The sequence below is a fragment of the Microcoleus sp. D2_18a_B4 genome (assembly GCF_036702475.1).
GTDB lineage: Bacteria > Cyanobacteriota > Cyanobacteriia > Cyanobacteriales > Microcoleaceae > Microcoleus.
Genome location: NZ_JAUBTL010000002.1, coordinates 149269 through 165919 on the forward strand (window position 1 = coordinate 149269; position 16651 = coordinate 165919).

The 16651-nt window shown below is 45.5% G+C and carries 10 protein-coding genes and 1 pseudogene; 4 read left to right on the forward strand and 7 right to left on the reverse strand.

The genetic code is table 11. The annotated features are described in order from the left end of the window. Positions 1-79: 79 nt before the first annotated feature. The 4 genes from QUB04_RS02045 to QUB04_RS02060 all read right to left on the reverse strand — a co-directional run bounded on the left by QUB04_RS02045 (position 80) and on the right by QUB04_RS02060 (position 7494). Positions 80-1420: an FGGY-family carbohydrate kinase gene (locus QUB04_RS02045; protein WP_333280421.1), complete on the reverse strand. Its 1341-nt coding sequence runs from the start codon at positions 1418-1420 to the stop codon at positions 80-82. A 197-nt stretch (positions 1421-1617) separates the two neighbouring features. After that, on the reverse strand, positions 1618-3018 hold the full coding sequence (locus QUB04_RS02050; RefSeq protein WP_333280423.1) for a serine/threonine-protein kinase: 1401 nt from the start codon (positions 3016-3018) through the stop codon (positions 1618-1620). A gap of 567 nt (positions 3019-3585) precedes the next feature. Next, positions 3586-5421, reverse strand: coding sequence for a biosynthetic-type acetolactate synthase large subunit (gene ilvB / locus QUB04_RS02055; protein ID WP_333280425.1), 1836 nt, complete (start codon positions 5419-5421; stop codon positions 3586-3588). Positions 5422-6195: 774 nt separating this feature from the next. After that, the gene (locus QUB04_RS02060) at positions 6196-7494 is read right to left on the reverse strand and encodes an MFS transporter (protein WP_333280427.1); all 1299 of its coding nucleotides are present in this window, start codon (positions 7492-7494) and stop codon (positions 6196-6198) included. A gap of 353 nt (positions 7495-7847) precedes the next feature. On the opposite strand from QUB04_RS02060, the gene QUB04_RS02065 reads away from it, so the two are divergent. Beyond that, positions 7848-8186 carry a P-II family nitrogen regulator gene (locus QUB04_RS02065; protein WP_006633346.1) on the forward strand — a complete coding sequence of 113 codons (339 nt, stop codon included), beginning with the start codon at positions 7848-7850 and terminating at the stop codon, positions 8184-8186. 160 nt (positions 8187-8346) lie between these two features. On the opposite strand, the gene rdgB is transcribed toward QUB04_RS02065, so the two are convergent. The 3 genes from rdgB to QUB04_RS02080 all read right to left on the reverse strand — a co-directional run bounded on the left by rdgB (position 8347) and on the right by QUB04_RS02080 (position 11248). Then, entirely contained in the window at positions 8347-8934 is a 588-nt protein-coding gene (gene rdgB, locus QUB04_RS02070; protein ID WP_333280429.1) for an RdgB/HAM1 family non-canonical purine NTP pyrophosphatase, read from the reverse strand. A gap of 28 nt (positions 8935-8962) precedes the next feature. Beyond that, positions 8963-9571, reverse strand: a complete 609-nt coding sequence (locus QUB04_RS02075) for a hypothetical protein (protein ID WP_333280431.1) — start codon at positions 9569-9571, stop codon at positions 8963-8965. 252 nt (positions 9572-9823) lie between these two features. After that, positions 9824-11248, reverse strand: coding sequence for a phosphoglucomutase/phosphomannomutase family protein (locus tag QUB04_RS02080; RefSeq protein WP_333280433.1), 1425 nt, complete (start codon positions 11246-11248; stop codon positions 9824-9826). Between the two features lie 345 nt (positions 11249-11593). On the opposite strand from QUB04_RS02080, the gene QUB04_RS02085 reads away from it, so the two are divergent. The 3 genes and pseudogenes from QUB04_RS02085 (at position 11594) to QUB04_RS02095 (ending at position 16471) form a co-directional block, all read left to right on the forward strand. Beyond that, positions 11594-12859: a transposase gene (locus tag QUB04_RS02085; protein WP_333280435.1), complete on the forward strand. Its 1266-nt coding sequence runs from the start codon at positions 11594-11596 to the stop codon at positions 12857-12859. Between the two features lie 331 nt (positions 12860-13190). Beyond that, positions 13191-14333, forward strand: a pseudogene (locus QUB04_RS02090) (ISAs1 family transposase). A gap of 455 nt (positions 14334-14788) precedes the next feature. Beyond that, positions 14789-16471: an iron uptake porin gene (locus QUB04_RS02095; RefSeq protein ID WP_333280437.1), complete on the forward strand. Its 1683-nt coding sequence runs from the start codon at positions 14789-14791 to the stop codon at positions 16469-16471. Positions 16472-16651 lie beyond the last annotated feature (180 nt).

Consider the following 16651-nt stretch of genomic DNA (forward strand, 5'->3'; position numbering starts at 1 on the left):
TTAACACAATATATTAGAATGTTGGCTTCCTATCATTTTAGTTTGAATCGAGAGCGATATCAGTCCAAATTTTCCACCTTTAAATTTGCGTTCCCTGCTTCGCCAATAACGCACTTCCATAAGCAGCCGCAGTATGAATTGGCGTTACTACAGGTACTTTTAAATAACGCTTTCTAATCGCACTCCAAACCGAATTTTTTGCCCCGCCGCCAGCAGTATAAACTTTTGTCAAAGGAGTTGCCCCCAATTCTTGCAATAATTGATATCCCCGCGCTTCAATCCGCGCTATGCTTTCTAGCAAACCGTGCAGAAATTGCACTGAATCAGTGGGACGCGGTTCGAGTCGGGGCGGCAAATTCGGGTCATTAATCGGAAAGCGATCGCCCTTTTTCAACAATGGGTAATAATCCAGCAAACTCTCTTGTTCTGGATCAATTTGTGTGCTATAATTATCCAACTCAATATCAGTAAAAAAATGCCGCAGCACCGCACCTCCGGTATTAGAAGCACCTCCAACCAACCACAAATCGCCTGCCAGGGCGGGCACGGGGGCACCGCCCCTACAAAAGGGGGGGAAACGATGACTGTAAATCCCGTATCTAGAATCATCTACGCGGGTATGACTTAACAGTTTGACTGCTAGTGTAGAACCGAGAGAAGTTACTGCTTCCCCTGGTAAATTGACACCGCTTGCTAAAAATGCTGCAATGCTATCGGTTGTGCCAGCACAAACCATACAATCACGGGGAAAACCAAAGCGATCGCCCACTTGAGCTCTCACTTCCCCCACAGGCGTGCCCGGTGCGACAACTTGCGGCAATTCAGGAGTTGCACCGCCCGCAATTCCCTCTATCAGCCAATTGGGATAGCACAAAGTATCAACATCGAAACCGAGTTTCAAAGCATTGTGATAGTCGCTAATTCCTAATTTCCCGTGCAGCAGGAAAGCCAGCCAGTCAGCTTGATGCAGGAAAACTGTAGGGGCGGTGCCCCCGTGCCCGCCCTCCTGCCACCAGCCGTGCCCGCCCTCCTGCCACCACAGGAGTTTTGCCAGACTCGATGTAGCGCTCAATACTGTGTGGTTATCCGGCGCGATCGCCCGCAATCTCTCTGTCACCGCTGCACCGCGCGCATCATTGTATAAAATCGGTTCGCATACTGGTATACCGTCGGTATTGCACAGCATGACAGTGGAGGATGTACCGTCAATGGCGATCGCCCTTACCTGATTGCGGATTGTTGGGGGAATTTGCTCGATCGAATCCCACAGCGCATTTTGCCACACCGAGGGCAATTCAGGCTGTTGTTGCCCGTTGTTGGCAAAAGTATATTCGGTCTCACAATGTATTGTACCCTGGGAGTCTATGACAGTCGATCGCGCGCCAGTCGTGCCGAAATCTATTCCCAAATAAAGATTCATTTGCCACTCCCGCGAATTTTCCTATATTTGACGAAACCACAAATTTTATTTGCATCCTGCCTCTAGTTGTTTAATGATATCTCTGACTTTTATTGGCATTTATTATTAATATAACTAGCAGGTATTGAACTGACGAAACTCCGATAAGTTCGTAGAAAAATATCCTTAAAAAAAGGCTTAACAAAGGGCTGAAATCGCTATATATTACAGCTTACATTTCTCGATGCGAGAGAAGAACCATAACGCCACTTCACACCCAAACCCCGGAACCCACCCCACCACCCACACAGTTGCCTAGGGAGGTGGCCCTCTGGTGCTTGTTTATTATAGGTTAGGTTTTTTGTGTCCAACCAACTGCCTCCTTTTCTCCAACCGACGCGATCGCCTAGCTTCTTTTCAGTATCCCAATCAACTTTGCCGCCCACTTCCAACCAAATTTTTTTCTGGACGCTAAAACCAAAGCGACCCTGACTATATTTTACCCACAACTGGTCGATCGTCCGCAAATCATCGCAAGGAAAATTCTCGATAGACTTCACATCTAACCAACCTTTATTCTCCCGTCTAGCAGCTTTTAACATCACTTTGAGTGTTTCCTGATCCGCCTCTTTCCACTTTCCTGCTGCTAATAAATCCCGCAGACGAGTATAGTCAACACCCTGCGCTGATTTAAGCGAGTCTGGTGGCGGTGTCGGTGGAGGTGTTTGAGCTGATAATTGAGGTAATTGAGAAGCAAGAGCCTGCAAAACTTCAGTAGCAGATTGATAACGTTTTTTAATAGCCGGTTGTATCATTTTATCTAAAATATGACCCAGTTCCGAACTGACAGATGTTTTTAAGTGTTCTCGCCACACCCACTCAAACTCGCTATCATCGAATAAATCAATCGGTTCAACCTGAGTTAACAGACACAGACAAGTGACACCCAGACTATAAATATCACTCGCATGAATAGCTTTGCCGTTGGCTTGTTCTGGTGCCATATATCCAGCCGTCCCGATTCTCGTTCCCGTTAGCCCTAGAGCCGTTTGTGTCGCATATTTCGCGGCTCCAAAGTCAACTAAAACCAGTTGGCCATCTGGCCGAAGAATAATATTTTCTGGCTTGATATCTCGGTGAATTACTTGGCGGGAATCAATGAACTCAAATACTGGCAATAAATTATTAAGCAAGTCGCGAATCTGCGTTTCGCTAAAATATCCCTTAGATTCTAGTGCTTCGGCTAAATTTTCACCGTCGATGAATTCTTGGACTAAATACTGCCGTCCATCTTGACTAAAATATGCTAACAATTCGGGAATTTGAGAATGTTTACCCAACTGTTCTAGGCGTACTGCTTCCAGCTCAAATAACTCAGCAGCTTTCTGGATACTAGAAGTGCCTTGAAATTGGGGGTAGAATTGTTTAATAACGCAGGGAGGTTTAGATGGTTTATACTCGTCAACGGCTAAAAAAGTGCGCCCAAATCCCCCTTGTCCAATAATTTTTTGGGCTCCGTAGCGATCGCCCAATAGCAGTTTATTCCCACATTTTTGACAGAATTTTGTAAAGCCAGACTGGTTTTGGAATAGGCAATCAGGGTTTAGACACTGGCTCATAAAATATGCTTAGAGATTACACATTAAAGCTCTCGATGCGATGCCAGCGGAGATGGTGTTAAATGTGAAACAGCAGAGCCTGGTAAGGACATCGCATTGCCGATAGGTGTCAACTTAAGTCTGAAACCTTTGTATCTCTCGCTTTTATCCGAGGCCAGATCCCCCTAAATCCCCCTTAATAAGGGGGACTTTGAGAGCGCTTGTCTCTCTCGCTTTTATCCGAGGCCAGATCCCCCTAAATCCCCCTTAATAAGGCAGGGCTGTTTCATTCTCAGTAGGGGCCGTGCCCCCGTGCCGGCCCTCTTGGTCTGATCTGCCGATCGAATCCTCTAGATCGGGGGTAGGCACGGGGGCACTACCCCTACAAAATTCATGTTTTTGGGGAGAATGAAACAGCCCTGCCTTAAGAAGGGGAGTAGGGGTTGACTTTGAGCTCGCTCCGGTTCCCCCCTTCTTAAGGGGGGCTAGGGGGGATCTGGCCTCGACGATAAACAGCAGTCTATGACTACGTTTGAACTTAAGTTGAGACTAATAGGCACTGCCTAAGTCCCTACTTCATAAACTCACTTAAACTTTTGTCCCGCACTCAGGACAAAACTTATTGCTGGAAACATTCTTCGCGCCGCAACTCGGACAATAAATCAACTCCGCAGATTGCAACTTGCTACGATCGGGCAAACCAACCATTTGAGCGTTGCTCTTACCTGGAACTACCATCGGATAGCAGTTTTCATCCCTCGTCACCTTGACGTTCATCAGCACCGGGCCCTCGTGAGCGAGCATTTGAGCGATCGCATCTTTGAGTTCCTCCGGTTGCGAAACCAGCATCCCCTTCACGCCATAAGCTTCAGCCAGCATCACAAAATCCGGCATCCCCACAGTCATATTCGACGAGGAATAACGCTCCCCGTAGAACGCCTGCTGCCACTGCCGCACCATGCCTTGCCAGCCGTTATTTACAATCACAATCTTGACATTAATGCCGTATTGTGCTAGTGTTCCCAATTCTTGAATATTCATTTGCACGCTAGCATCGCCAGCAATACAAATCACTTGCTCATTGGGTAGCGCCATTTTCGCGCCCATAGCAGCCGGCACCCCGAAACCCATCGTGCCCAAACCAGCGCTCGAAATCCAGCGGCGCGGCCCGTTGTTCAAGAATTGAGCCGACCACATTTGATGTTGACCGACATCTGTTGTGTAGTAAGCATCCGGCGCTTGAGTAGCCAACTCCGAAATCACCTCTTGCGGAGACAAAATGTCTGGGTAATGAGGCACAACTAACGGATAGTCCTGTTTCCACTGATCGATCCTGTGCAGCCATTCCGCAGTTTGTCCGGCCTTCCCCGAAACTCCAGTTTCCCGACAGCGGCGCAGCAAATCGAGCAAAACTTGGCGGACATCTCCCACAATTGGCACGTCAGGGCCGCGATTTTTGCCCACTTCCGCCGGATCGATATCGATGTGAATCACCTTAGCGCGCGCGGCAAACTCGTCTAATTTGCCCGTCACGCGATCGTCAAACCTCGCCCCGACAGCAATCAGCAAATCGCACTCGGTAACGGCAAAATTAGCGTAAGCAGTGCCGTGCATCCCCAGCATTTTCACCGACAAAGGATGGTTTTCGTCAAAGGAACCTTTGCCCATCAGCGTTGTCGTCACCGGCAATTGGAAAAGTTCGGCCAGTTCCTTAATTTCCTCGTGGGCCCCCGCTGCGATCGCCCCGCCGCCCACATAAAGCAAAGGACGCTTTGCTTCCTGCAGCAAATAAATTGCTTGATTAATTTGCCGGGGATTTCCCTTCACCGTGGGCCTGTAGCCCGGAATTCTCACCGATCCGGGTTCCACGGGCAGATAGTCAAATTCTTCTAAACCCACATCCTTGGGTACATCAACCAAAACAGGCCCCGGCCGCCCTGTACTCGCGATGTGGAAAGCTTCTGCCACAATTCGCGCCATATCTCTCGGATCGCGCACTACATAGGAATGCTTGACTATTGGCAGGGTAATCCCGTAAATATCTGTTTCCTGAAACGCATCAGTGCCGATCGCCGGACGGGGAACCTGACCGGTAATAATAACCATCGGGATCGAATCCATGTGGGCCGTCGCAATCCCCGTCACTAAATTAGTTGCGCCGGGGCCGGAAGTAGCGAAACACACCCCAACTTTTCCGGTAGCGCGGGCGTATCCGTCAGCCGCGTGAGCCGCGCCTTGCTCGTGTCGCACCAGAATATGTTTGATAGCCCCGGTTTCTTCAGCGCGGTAGAGTTCGTCGTAAAGCGGCAGAATTGCGCCGCCGGGATAACCAAAAATATGCTTGACGCCGTGGCGGATCAAGCTGTCAATTAGAGCAAATCCACCAGTTGCACGTCTGATGGTCACTTTAGTTTTTAGTTGCACAGAATTTCCTTCCTTAAACTAATTATGATTTTTAATGAAAGCTTTTCTACTACTTTAATCTTAATTAATGAAACTATGAAAATTTAAGTGGTGAGATTTTACGAAAGATTTCGCGCTCGGAGAGGGTTCGCCCGATCGAGACATTGTGGAACAGCAGAGGAAGAAAATAAACAGAGGAAATCGCGGTTTCTATGCCGGTTTACCGTGATATGACGCTTGTATAGCATTCGTGATTCGGCATTCGACAAGAAAAACAATCGTTTCAGCAATTAAGAACGTCCTAATCATCAGGGCGGTTGCTATGTTATGGATCGATCGCCGAAACAAAGCCCTCTTCCCTCTTACCATTGGTGTCAACACTAGCCTAAAACCCATGATAAATCTTGTTTAGACGCGAGTGTCGATCCCGCTCCCATTCCCGTTAAGAAGGGAAACTAAAGAGAATACTCCGGTTCCCTCCGACTCTCAGGGGATCGGGACAATCATCGTCAATCGATTTTAGATTTTAGATTTTAGATTTTAGATTTTAGCATTGACCCCACGGATAAATTCGGGGGCTCCTTTATCGGATACAGGTTTTTTATTTCTGGGTCCTGAGTCTGCTTTCGGAATGAATCCGGGGGCTTGTATCCTGGATGCTTTCGGTCAAACAGTAGATCGGTACTACCTTTGACCTTAAGTTGACGCCAATCCCCTGTTCTTCCCTCTTCCTTCTTCCTGACATCCGTTACATCCGTTACACAATCCGTTGCCGAACTTCCTTCTTGGCAAAGTTTACAGAACATCCTGCAAGACTTTGCGAGTATGTTTCCAAGCTGCCATGCCCATCACCGAGACCAAAAAGCCCAAACTCAGCAACACGATCCGCAAGCCGAGGTCATCCGAGCCGACGGCTTGGCTGACAGCATCCGTCAGCGGGCCGGTCAGTGCTAAAGGCAAGCTCAGAGCAATATTAATCGCATTGTTCTCCAAGCCAAAAACTTTTCCCTGCATAGATTCGGGAGTTTTTTCTTGAATCAGAGCTTGCATCGGGCCGTTAATTAAGGAAGCCCCAAAACCGAACAGAGCGCTCAATCCGAATCCCACCCATAATTGTCGAGTAAAGGCAAACATTGCTAATACAAAACCCATCATCAAGAAACCGATTAAAGGCAAAGGTTTGTGGTGCATTCGATGACCCCAGTGTCCCAAAAAGGCTGCGCCGAAGACCATTCCGACTCCCGCTGCAGCCAGCAAAAAGCCAAATTGAGTTTCTTTGAGACCTATTTTGCCTGAAAGCGCGATCGCCAGCACCTGAAGCGCAGCAAACACGGAATACAAAATCGTCAACTGCACCATTGCGTTGCTGACAAGGTGATTGTGTTTCAAATACCGCAAACCTTCTTTGAGGTCTTGCCAAGGATGGACGTTTTTGCCACTGCTGCCGGCATGAGCTTCTTTGATCCGCATGGTATAGATCAAAGCTGCAGATATCAGGTACAACCCGCCGAGCAAAAACTCTTGAGAAGCTGCTCCGAAGCTGTGTTTGACCCAACTAAACAGCGGTTCGCCGATCGTCATCCCGACAATAATCCCGCCCATTGTGGACGAGGCGAACAGCGCATTTGCCGACATCAGTCCCTCTCGCCCTACGGTCAGGGGGATTGCAGCCTGCTCTGCCGGAGCAAAAAATTGCGTTACGGTAGAGATTAAGAACGTCATCGTCAACAAAACGACAAAAGCTTTGGGCAAAAACGGCAAAGCTACAATCAACGCGGCTCGAATCACGTTGCAGGCAATCAGCATTTGCTTTTTGGAAAAGCGGTCTACGACGATACCGGCTGCGGAACCAAATACGATCGCCGGCACGGTGTAGGCGATCATCACCGCTGACAGCATAGAATTTTCCGAATGTTGCCAAGAAACAGGCCAGGGTCGGTAGTCGCCGGTTTTCAGCAAAATAATCAGCAATACGTAAAAGATTTTATCCGCCACTTGGGCCAATAACTGGCCCGTCCACAAGGCGAGGAAGGGGCGATTTCTCAGTAGGGCATCAAGCCCGCTGCGGTCAGGGGGAGGGCTAGCTGGGTGCATAGGAATAGTTTAACTGACCGCCTCTGGCAATTATAGTTTTCAGCAATACGTGCAAATCTCACATAGCAAAGCGGAAACTCGGAAAACTCCTGTCTCCTAGGTTCTTTTTCTGTTTTAGCAGATCGGCGGGGGACGGCTGCTGCAGTCTTCTTAACTCTACCGCGATCGGCCGGAGCCGAGATCCCGCGCCCCCGGCCAATCCGAGAATATTGTTAAAGGTTGGCGTGCATTTCATCGCGAGTACAAGATAGGGTAATATACTTGACAAAATACTTGCTGTTGGCCGTGATATTAAAAGATGTCACGCCGCTTAAGTAATATAACGAAGGTACTAACTGTTAGGAGTGAGAAACTTGAAAAAGGTTGAAGCTATTATTCGCCCCTTTAAACTAGACGAAGTGAAAATCGCACTCGTCAATGCTGGTATTGTGGGGATGACTGTTTCTGAAGTTAGAGGTTTTGGCCGTCAGAAGGGCATGACAGAACGCTATCGCGGTTCTGAGTACACCGTTGAGTTCTTGCAAAAGCTCAAGGTCGAGATTGTTGTGGAAAACGATCAGGTTGACATGGTGGTTGATAAAATTATCGCGGCTTCCCGCACGGGCGAGATTGGCGACGGCAAGATTTTCATCTCTCCTGTAGAACAAATTATTCGGATTCGGACTGGGGAAAAGAACTTGGAGGCAATCTAAGATACTGGGGCATTGGGCATTGGGCATTGGGCATTGGGCATTGGGCATTGGGCATTGGTAACTGTCATTGCCAACGAAAAACCTCTTTCCTGTTTAATTTTGAGACCTAAGTGTCAATATCCAATGCCACAGTAACCCCATGTTTTAGCTTTTTTCGTCATTATGGGTTGACAAGGTTCGCCATTTGTGGTAATAAGGCGTGGAAGGCTCGGCCGCGGTGAGAGTGCGATCGCTTGATATCCGGTGTCATTTCGGCAAAAGTCTGTTGCTGTGCGGGTACGTAGAAAATGGGGTCATATCCGAAACCTCCCGTACCGCGAGGAGTGTGGAGGATTTCGCCTCGGCAAATTCCTTCTACTTGCAAGGCAATTGTACCGTCGGGACGGGCGATCGCGATCGCGCAAACAAATTGTGCTTCCCGGTTTTGTTCGCTTCCCAATTCTTTGAGAAGTCGAGATATCCTGTCAGCATCGGTTTTCCCGTAGCGTGCCGAGTAAATCCCAGGTTGGCCGTCGAGTGCATCTACCATTAAACCAGAATCGTCGGCGATCGACCATTTGCCCGTTGCTTTCGCCACTTCAGACGCCTTCAAGCAAGCATTAGCAATAAAAGTTTCGCCTGTTTCCTCGATTTCCAACTCTTCCGGTTTGAGCTCCAATTCCCATCCCAAATCCTGAAGATAAACTTGCATTTCCTTGAGTTTACCCGGATTGCCCGTAGCTACAACTAGCAATTTGCGATCGGTCATTATTTCTGTTAAAACTTACGGCTCCATATTAACAAACATATTGGGGAAATGGTTGCAACAAAATTCCCAAAATCTTATCAACATCTTGAATATAGTATTCAATCGGATCGATATAAACAGTAGTTTCCTCCAAAATCAAGAATTTCCAGTTAGTACCCGTCGTCACCGCGCCGTAAATGCGATCGACCTCAGTGTCTTGGTTTTGATTAAAACATTGAGCCGCTACCATTGCAGCCACGCATTGACCCAAACCGCCAATAATATCTTCCTTTTTGGCCTCAAAAATTGTTATAACCGGAGCACTGATGAACAATTGTTCTGAAGAACCGCTAATAATATAATCACAAAATCCTTGCAAACCTCTTTCTGGATCTACAGTAAAATCCTTACCGGAAAAAAGAGAAACTCGTTTGTTTGACAATCGCCGAACTTCTGCTAATATCGGGGCAATCAAAAATTCCGATCGAGCTTTTTCTGTGGAAATAAAAGTGGCTAGCGGTACATAATCAATCAGGATTGTTGTTAAAATTTCGGAGGGTAAAACTGGTTTTGTATCGGCAAATAAATTGCGACTTTCATCTAAGGTTAATCCAAAATCTTTTTTGACTCTCGCAAGGCTGAAATCGCTGTAAGCCATCTTCTTTTATCCTAAAATTAATCTGATATAGCAATAGTATTTCATTGTGAGTAAGATTTTTTAACGAACCGCGAAGACGCGAAGGACGCGAAGAAGAGAAGAGAAGGGAAGAGAAAGAGTTCACAATTGATGGGAGGATGGCTAGGGCAATACTTTTTTTAACCGCAGAGGGCGCAGAGGACACAGAGAAAGAGAGATTTGATATCAATTTATCGGCGTTTGTCTGCGTTTATCTGCGGTTAAAAAATCCGATTAATTATGCGCCCAAGCTTTCGCCCAGTTTAAGTTTTGCATGACTTCTTTCAATGTCGCTGCTTCTGAATACAGCCGCAACACGGGTTCTGTTCCGCTAAACCGAATTAACAGCCAACTTCCGTCAGCTAAACGGAATTTATATCCGTCAACTTTGTTGCAATCTACAACTGCTTTGCCGGCGATTTCTGTTAAGGGTTGATTTTGCAGCAGCGACAGCAAACGCGACCTTTCTTCCATGTTGGCTAGGTGTAAGTCGATTCTGTCATACGCTGAGGTAAAGCTTGTTTCTTGTTGCAGTCGGCTGTAAATTTCGCTTAAGTCTTCCCCGGATTTGACCACGGCTTCTAACAAGTACAGCGCTGACAGTAAAGCATCTCGTTCGGGGATGTGTGTACCGTAGCCAATTCCTCCCGATTCTTCGCCGCCGACTAAGACTTGGGTGCTTAACATTCGATCGGCTATATACTTGTAACCGATCGGCGTTTCAAATAATGGCAAGTCGTACAGCTTGGCAATTTTGGGAATTATGTCTGAACCGCTGACTGTTTTGATGACTTCCCCGGTCAAGCCGCGCCGTTTTGCTAAATGTTCGATTAAGATGGGAACTAGGATTTGTGAACTGAGGAAGTTGCCGCTAGAGTCAACGGCTGCAATTCGATCGCTATCTCCGTCAAATACAAATCCGATGGACAAACCAGAACTTTTTCGCTGGTGAGTACGCATCACCCGAAATAACTGCGACAGGTAGCGGGGTAAAGGTTCGGGTGCACCGCCGCCGAACAGCGGATCTCGATCGCTGTTGACTTCATGTACCGGAACTTCTAAAATTTGAGCTAATCCTCCGGCGGCGGCACCGTGCATTACATCTACAAATACTGTAATTTTGCCGCTGGCGATCGCTTCTTTAATCGCCTCAATATCTACCATTTGCCGCAAGGTTTTGCAGTAAGCCGGCCAAGGATTGAAATTCTCTAATTTGCCGGGAGTTTCTGAAAGTGCCGCCGGATTTTCGAGTTTGGCTTCTATCTGTTGAGTAACTTCGGGGGAAACTGAACCGCCAAATCCGCCCTTGACTTTTAACCCTAAATATGCACCGGGATTGTGGCTGGCGGTCAGGACGATCGCACCCAAAGCATTTAATTGTTTGGCAGCTAAACTGAAAGCTGGAGTGGGGGCGTAGGATTCGCTCAGCAGCACGTCAAATCCTGCGTTTTGGACGGCAACAGCCGCTGTGAAGGCAAATTCTTCAGCCAGAAATCGGCGGTCGTAACCGACAATTACGGTACCGCTGCTGCGATCGCTACCATCGGTTTGTGCGAGAACTTGTGCCGCTAGGGGAGCGACTAACGCTACGCGATCGAATGTAAAATCGTCAGCAATGATGCCGCGCCAGCCATCTGTACCGAATTTGATAGGATTCATTGGTCAAAAAGGATTAATCACCCGTCCATTTTAAAAGCTGGACGGGCGATCGTCATCCGATTGCCAATTTTTGATTTAAGATTTTAAAGTTATTGCGATTTCTGACAATGTTTTGAACGCGACGTGACGTACCAGTTTTTATCAAAGAATTGGGTCTAAAACCCCGTCCTTATAGGACGGCTTTGCTAGTAACAGTAAATATTGAATCTCTTCCATAAAGATATATGACAATTTTAGAGAGAACGTTGTTTTGGTGTAAACTGATAGTAGCTCAAAAAGTAGGATTTTAACTTGTTAACAAACTATGTATACAAGTTGCGTCCAAATCAAACACAAGTCTTAAAAATGTCCAATTGGGTGGATATGTTGCGAAGCCATTTAAACTGGTGTCTCAATGACAGAATCACTCAATACAGTCAACAGTTCATTCAAGGTAACTATTGCGACATCAGGACAAAAAGTGAAGCCTGTCCGCTGACGACTTGTGTTAGTAAAAGCGGTGCCACTGGGGAACCTTGGAAAATAGACAAAACAGATAAAGAGGGGAAAGTTAAAAACCCTCGACGAAATCCAGGCGACATTCAAATCACCGCGTTACCCGAATTAAAGGCAGCTAGACCCTGGTTTGCTGGGATAGATTCGACAGTTCTACAACAGAACGTCAAACGACTGGACACTGCCTATAAGAATTTCTTCGACGGGCGTGGTTTTCCTAAATTCAAGAACCGTAGCAACTTTACTTCCTTCACCTTCGTGATGGGAGTAAAAATACAAGGCAATAAAATCTACTTACCAAAGTTAGGTTGGATGCGTTTTTATAACTCGCGCCCAATTCCCAGCGGCTTTACCATTAAAGCTTGTGCGGTAAGGAAGCGCCAAAATGGCTGGTATATATCCGTCCGCATTGAGGACAAGTCTGTCCCCGACTACACGACAAGACCTATTAAGGATGTGGTTAAAGTGATTGGCGGCGATATGGGAATTACAAAATTAGTCCATCTCTCAGACGGCAATCAAATTGAAAATCCAAAGTTTTCAACCACCAAAAAAGCTAAGCGAACTTTAAAGATTAGACAGAAACGGGTTAGTCGAAAAGCAAAGGGCAGTAAAAATCGCAAGAAAGCAGCTAAGAAACTAGGGCTTTTTCACCAAAAGATTAGCGACAAGCGCCAAGCATACCAATGGAAAATTGCCAACAAAATAGTGGCCCGCAATATTGACGCGATTGCTTTGGAGGACTTGAACGTTTCCGGCATGATGCGTCGATGTCGGGTGAAGGTTGACGAAAAAACAGGTAGGTTTCTCAGAAATGGGCAATCAAGAAAGAAAGGTTTAAACCGTTCTATTTCTGACGCAGGGTGGGGCGAATTAATTTTGAAGATCGAGTATCTGGCTGCAAAGCAAGGAAAGGTCCTAATTAAAATTAATCCCAAACACTCCAGCCAAGAATGTCGGAATTGCGGTCATACCGAAAAGTCTAACCGAGATGGTGAAAAGTTCATCTGCACTGAATGCGGATACCACGAACACGCCGATATCGGTGCGGCAAAAACTATTCGTGATCGAGCTTTGAATTTGGTACGCGGGGACTCTCGCGTTACCTGGCGTTAACGCCTAAACGCCCAAAAGATATCCTCACGCTCGATTGAGCAAACGTGAGGAGTTTGGGAACCCTGGAAACAGGGATATTAAGTTGGAAACATCTTAAGAATCCTCGTGACTTCAGTCCGAGGAGCGTCAAGAATCCTTTATAGCTGGTAAAAGTATAGTCATTTATGACATGACATGGGAGGCATTAAGTCCCTCCCCTTTCACTTTCACTTCGAGCGGATTGACCCGCCTTGGCCAGGGCGAACGCATCTAAATTTCATGTTAACAGAATCTGGTATATTGGAGAAAAATTATTGAGTAATTACAAAACATTTAATTAGGGTTTACCTGTATGAAACTTCAACCTAAAATCACCATCGCCGACCATTTTTCTTAGTTAGAAGATCCAAGAATTGAGCGGACGAAACATCATCAATTAATTGATATTATCACCCTCTCAATTTGTGCCGTGATTTGTGGTGCTGATACATGGGTGGATATTGAAAGTTACGGGCGAGCTAAATACGAATGGTTAAAGAAAATTTTAGAATTGCCGAATGGCATACCTTCACATGATACAATTGCGCGAGTATTTTCTCGGCTCAAACCGGAGCAATTTCAGAAATTTTTTTTGAGTTGGATTCAATCTATTAGTTGCTTCAATCCCGGAGAAGTAATCGCAATTGATGGCAAAACTCTTCGCCATTCTTACTCACGGGGAGGAGATAAGAAAGCAATTCATATGGTCAGTGCTTGGGCGACGAGTCAAAGATTAGTTTTAGGACAAGTTAAGGTTGATAAAAAGTCTAATGAAATCACAGCTATTCCGGCTTTACTCAAAGTATTAGAATTAAATGAAGCATTGTCACGATTGATGCTATGGGCTGTCAGAGGTCAATTGTGAAGTCAATTGTCGAACAAGAAGAAGATTATGTAATCACCTTAAAAAAGAACCAACCCTCCTTGTATGCCAGAGTAGAAGAGTTGTTTAAACAAGCAATTAGACAAGGATTTTCGGGATTTATACATACAGCTTATTCGTCGAATAAAGAGAGTAAGCACGGTCGCTCAGAAATTCTACATCACAACCATGTTAAGTGACATCAAAGAGCTGATTGACCCCGACAATCAATGGGAGAAATTTCAGAGTATAGGTATGATAGAATCCGTGAGAATAGTGAAGGGAAAAACAACTCTTGAAACTCGTTATTACATTAGTAGTTTACCAAATAATTCTCAAAAATTGGGTGAATCCGTCCGCAGCCATTGGGGAATTAAAAATTCTTTACATTGGGTATTAGATGTGGGTTTTCGTGAAGATGAGTGTCGGATTATAAAAGATAATGCTCCGCAAAATTTTGCTATGATTAGACACATCTCGCTCAATCTTTTGAATCAAGAGAAAACTTCAAAAACTGGAGCAAAAAATAAGCGACTTCGAGCCGGGTGGGATGATGACTATTTGACCAAAATCCTCGCTGTTGCAGTTAACTAAATTCTCACGAATAACTCATTATTAACTCTTATACAACTTGGAAACAGTGGTTGTAATAGTTTTATTGTCTCAAAATTAGCAGAAGCGTAAAAACCACCATTAATCAGTTACTGTTTTCTTACTAAAGTCATTACAAAGCGTGTCGGTAGCTTCTTTGAATGGTGAATTTATCTCAAAATATACTCACCACTGATTAACAGTGTTCAATAAGATGCGTTCCCCCTGAGTGCCCGCCCCAGTGAGTTTTGAATTAATAACTGTCAAAACTCAAAACATACTTGCCCCCATCCGCTACTCAAAACTCCTTACAATTACCCATTACCGATGTACCTCATGTTACTGAAAAACACTATATTAGGTTGTTACAAGTTATTGCAAAAGTCTTCCAAAATTCAATCAAAAATCATATAATCTATGGGGATATTAAAGCTGTACAACTTAAAAAAAGAGGAAGTATGACTAAGATTTGCAACAAACCCCTAATGTTTGGTTTAGCTTGTTTGAGCCATGTTTTATTTACGAATAATGCAGCCCTCGCTACAGAATCCAAAGTAGCGCAGCCCCCATCTCAGGAGACTGTAAATTTTATAGAGGAAATCCAAGAATTAACAGAAGAAATAGAACCTTTAGGACAGATAACATCTGTTTCTCAACTATCGGACGTACAACCAACTGATTGGGCATTTGAAGCAGTACGATCGCTCGTAGAACGTTACGGCTGTTTGCAAGGTTATCCCGACGGTTCCTATCGAGGCAATCGAGCGATGACTCGCTACGAATTTGCAGCGGGTCTCAATGCTTGTTTGAATAGAATGAACGAGCTAATCTCATCAGGAACAGCAAATCTAGTCAAGAAAGAAGAATTAGCTGCTATCCAGAAATTGCAGGAAGAATTTGCTGTCGAATTGGCAACCTTGCGAGGTCGCGTTGACGCTTTGGAAGCCCGCACTTCCGAATTAGAAGCTAACCAATTTTCCACAACAACCAAACTTAGCGGTCAACTAATTACCTTCTTGGGCGACGCGTTTGGCGAGAATGCCAGCGATGTCAATAACCCCTCTTTCAATTATCGGCTGCGACTAACTTTAAACACCAGTTTTACAGGAAAAGACAATCTGATAGTTCAACTTCAGTCGCACAATATCAAACTATTCGATACAGGAGCAACATTTGGAGGCAGTGTTGCTGCTGCTTCGGCTGGAGTATCGGATGAAACTCGCTTCGTAACAATTAGTGGCGACCCAAATACTGTAACGCTTCGCCAGTTAGAATATCAATTTCCTGTTGGCGATCGCCTGCGAATTTATCTGAACGCTCTGGCAGTCGATGCCTCATTCCTTACCGATACGGTTACACCTTTTATAGATCCAGCTACTGCTGGTATCTCTAACTTCGGTCAAGTTAATCCGATGTATGTTCCTACTGCTGGAGAGGGAGGTATTGGCTTTAATTTCAATCTAAGTAACAATTTCCGAATAGATGGGGGTTACTTTGGCGAAGCAGGTAGCGTCTCCAGTCCCCGTCGCGGTTCGGGATTATTTAATGGAGGTTATACAGCCTTTGCCCAATTACTTTATACTAGCGATCGCCTCAAAGTTGGTGTCCTCTACATCAACTCCTATTCTCCTAAATTTGGAACAGACACTCTAGCTGGAAGTAATGCGGCCAAGATAATTCAAGTCAATGGAGAAGGTGCTTTTAATAATCCAGTTGTTGCTAATAGTTATGCAATCCAAGCTAATTACAGATTGAGCCGTCGCTTTGAAGTTGGTGGGTGGTTGGGTTATCAGAAAGCTCGCGCTTTAGGTGATGTTAAAGGAGATGCTGATGTTTGGAATTATGCTGTGAATCTCAATTTTCCCGACTTGATTAAAGAAGGCAATCAAGGAGGGATTGTATTTGGCATGCAACCTCGATTGGCTGGCACGAGCAATAGCGCTCTCGCTGAAGCTATTGGAGTGTCTCCAGGACAGAGAAAAGATCGCGATGTCGGCTTTCACATTGAGGGATTCTACAGGTATCAAATCAATGATAATATCTCAATTACTCCTGGTGTAATTTGGCTGACAGCTCCCAACCACGACAAGCGAAATCCAGATACAGTCATTTTTGTAATTAGAACCAGTTTTTTGTTTTAATTACACAACGGTTAATCGATCGGACTTGATGTAATATCAAGTCCGAGCAATTGGAATTAATAAAAATGGTTTGTAGTGAGGACGCTCAGTCCTCAAAAAGAAGGACGCTCAGTCCTTACTACGAACCTGACTTATCACTGTCCATCGACCGGACACAATATAACTCGGATGCGCGAGCGA